General features: G+C 63.3%; 4 protein-coding genes. All 4 read right to left on the bottom strand.

Annotated features, from left to right (window positions below):
- Nucleotides 1-66 precede the first annotated feature (66 nt).
- On the bottom strand, nucleotides 67-342 hold the full coding sequence (gene sciP / locus AC1P6P_RS18985) for a CtrA inhibitor SciP (protein WP_166935998.1): 276 nt from the start codon (nucleotides 340-342) through the stop codon (nucleotides 67-69).
- Nucleotides 343-515: 173 nt separating this feature from the next.
- Nucleotides 516-1,862: a flagellar hook protein FlgE gene (gene flgE / locus AC1P6P_RS18980; protein WP_481404013.1), complete on the bottom strand. Its 1,347-nt coding sequence runs from the start codon at nucleotides 1,860-1,862 to the stop codon at nucleotides 516-518.
- A gap of 98 nt (nucleotides 1,863-1,960) precedes the next feature.
- Nucleotides 1,961-2,647 (bottom strand): flagellar hook assembly protein FlgD, encoded by a 687-nt coding sequence (locus AC1P6P_RS18975; protein ID WP_481404012.1) that lies wholly within the window; start codon nucleotides 2,645-2,647, stop codon nucleotides 1,961-1,963.
- A gap of 9 nt (nucleotides 2,648-2,656) precedes the next feature.
- Nucleotides 2,657-3,046, bottom strand: a 390-nt coding sequence (locus AC1P6P_RS18970) for a flagellar hook-length control protein FliK (RefSeq protein WP_481404011.1), incomplete at its 5' end; no start/stop codon positions are given.

The raw sequence follows: 3,046 nt of genomic DNA, 5'->3' as shown, positions 1-3,046 counted from the left end.
CGCGCTCTGGGGCCGCAGGACGCGGCCCCTGGCGGAGAAGCGGGAAGGGCAACCCGCTGTGGAACGCTAGTTGCGATACTGCTGAACGCGTGTCGCTCTAAGGCCGGGCATGCCGAAACGATCAATGGCGCGCTGCCAGGCGAGAAACTCCTCGACCGTCAGCGTATAGCGGCGGCAGGCTTCGTCCAGGCTCAAAAGACCACCGCGAACGGCGGCAACGACTTCAGCCTTGCGGCGGATAACCCAGCGCTTGGTGTTCGGCGGCGGCAGATCGGCCATGGTCAGCGGGCTTCCATCCGGCCCGATGACATAGCTGACGCGTCCCCTGCGGTCTTCGCCCATGATCATGAAACTCCTCACTCCACTACCCATGCATACGGTAACCGTTCCGCCTTAAAAATTTGGCCACATGAGTGGGTAAGCAAGTGGTGAAGGACATCGTTTGAATTTGCGCTCATGTCTGAAGGCCCAGCGCCTTTACGAAGTAAAAGCGCTGGAAACCTCCATTAACGCGATCAGCGAGCCATCTGCAGAAGTTCGTCGAGCATCGTCGAAGCGGTGGTGACGATCTTCGATGCGGCCGAGTAGGCGCGCTGTGTCGTGATGAGACTGGTAAATTCCGTCGCCAGGTCGACCGTCGATTCTTCGAGGTTCTTCGACTGCAGGGTACCCGCGGAACCGGCGTCGGCTTCGGAAATGGTCGGCGAACCGGAGGCCGTCGACTGGGTGTAGGCGTTGCCGGAAAGCTGCGACAGGCCGTCGGGATTGGAGAACGTCGCCAGCGGAATCTTGTAGACCTTCTGCGACAAGCCGTTGGAGAACTGCGCCGTCACCGTGCCATCGGTGGCGATCGAGATGCCGCTGAGGCTGCCGAACAGCGCGCCGTTGACCGTCGAAGACGACATCGACGAGGCGTTGTCGAACTGGGTCAAGCCGGTCGACGCGTTGAGGGCGCCGAACGACAGGTTGAAGGTCTGCGCCCCAAGACCCGAGCTCGCCGACCACGGAACCGCAATGTCGACGCTGCCGTCGGCCGAGGCGGTACCGCCGGTGGGCGTGACCGATGCGAGGGTGCCGTCGGTGTTGAAGGTGCAGGTGCCGGAGGTGACGAGGTTCGGCAGCGCCGCATTCGCGGGCGTGATGTTGCTGGCGGTCCCCTGGTAGGTGACTTCGTAGTTCCAGACATTGGCGCCGGTTTTCACGAAGCTGAGCTGCATCGGCTGCGAGTCGCCCTGGCTGTCGTAGATATTGATGGTGCGCTGGAAGTCGGGCGTGATGGCGCCGTTGGCCATGCAGGTCGGCGGCGTCGCGGTCGTCGAATAGGGGTTGGTTTCCGCCGCGGTGGAAGCCTGCAGGTTGATCTGGCATGACGCCTTGGTGGTCGCTTCGGCCTTGCCGGTAAGGCTGTTGACGTTGATCGTCGTCATGTCGTTGCGGTCCGACGGAACGTTGCCGTTGGCGTCGAGCTGCCAGCCGAGCAGATAAAGGCCGGCGGAGTTCTTGAGGTAGCCGGTCGAGTCGGTCGAGAAGCTGCCGGCGCGGGTGTATTCGCGGCTGGTGGTGTCGGCCGAGGACGGCGCCACGACGAAGAAGCCGTTGCCCGAAATGGCCAGGTCAGTCGACGACGTGGTGGTCTGCAGCAGGCCTTGCTGCATGACGTTCTGGCCGGAACTCGAGACCACGCCGGCCGACGAGGAGTCGCTAGCGGTGGAAGCCGAGGCGAGCAGGGTCGAGAAGTCGGCGGTGGCCGTCTTGTAGCCGACAGTGTTCACGTTCGCGATATTGGCGGAGGCGACGCTGAGGGCGTTCGAATAGGCCGAGAGGCCCGCGACGCCGGTCATCATTGCACCGTAGAGACTCATCTTTCACATTCCCTGCCGGGGTGCGGGGCTTCGCCCGAATGCCGGTCGTCGAGAAGGCAGCCGATTCTGGGCCGCGAGTTTCAGTTTTCGTTTCAGATTCAGTTGGTGATCAGGGTGGCGCTGGTGAGCGGCACTTCTGAGCTTCCGATTACGAGTTGCGGCGAGGAGCCCGAAAGGTCGACACCACCCACGGTCGCCTTGGAGGCAATGGAGCTGGTGATCGAGTTGCCGTCCGAGCCGGTGGCGGCGACGACGAGGGTGTAGAGGCCGTCGTTCAGCTGATTGCCGTTGCCGTCGGTGCCGTCCCACTTGAAATCGTGCGTGCCGGCAGTGTTGCCCGATGCCGCGGCGGTCGTCGAATAGACCACCTTGCCATTGGCATCCTTGACCGTCAGCGTCGTGGTGGACGCAGGGGTCGCCAGGCCATAGGTCCAATCGGCGGCGCCGCTGGCGAGCTGGCCGGTGCCGTCCGACAGCACCACGTTCTTGCCGAGATAGCTCATGGCGAGATTGGTCGACTGATTGCTCGACAGCGCCACCAGCGAGTCGAGCTTCGAGTTGGTGTCGATCTGCTGTTCGACCTGGCTGTACTCCACGAGCTGCTGGGTGAACTGGTTGGAGTCCATCGGCGAGGTCGGGTCCTGGTTCTGCAGCTGGGTCGTGAGCAGCGTCAGAAAGGTCTGGAAATTGGTCGCCAGGCTGGTGCGATCGGTCGTCGCGGTCGAACTCGACGTCGAGGTGTTTGTCGTGGTCGTCGCGGTGTTGTTGGTGACAGGAGTGGTCATTGGCTTACCTCACACGCGAATATCGAGCCGCACGCTGTTGGGCGCGTAGCTGCCGGAAGGGGAACGAATGGCGGATGCATTGGCCGCAAGCGCGGCGTCGATGGAAAGGCCGCGGCCGCGCGAACGCTGCGTACCGGTGCCGCTGTCGCGTTGCTGATCGCGCAGCGAGAAATTGAGGCCGCTGCCGGACAGATTGAGGCCGGCGTCGCTCAGCGCCCGATTGAGGCTTGAGGCGTCGCGCTGCAGCAACTCCAGCGTCTTGGGATTGTCGACCACCAGATTGGCCTGGGCCTGGCCGGAGCTGTCGACAGTGAGACGGACATCGACGCGGCCGAGTTCGGCCGGATCGAGCCGGATATCGAACTGGTGCAGGCCTTCGAGCGACTTGGCGGCAATGGT

Source organism: Rhizomicrobium sp. (genome assembly GCF_056722145.1).
Note: the sequence above shows the minus strand (reverse complement) of the source record. Positions and strands in the feature narration are given on the sequence as shown.

Bases quoted from the DNA above. Each gene is read 5' to 3' on its own strand.
- sciP (WP_166935998.1), bottom strand. From the start codon at position 342: ATGGGCGAAGACCGCAGGGGACGCGTCAGCTATGTCATCGGGCCGGAT.
- flgE (WP_481404013.1), bottom strand. From the start codon at position 1,862: ATGAGTCTCTACGGTGCAATGATGACCGGCGTCGCGGGCCTCTCGGCC.
- AC1P6P_RS18975 (WP_481404012.1), bottom strand. From the start codon at position 2,647: ATGACCACTCCTGTCACCAACAACACCGCGACGACCACGACAAACACC.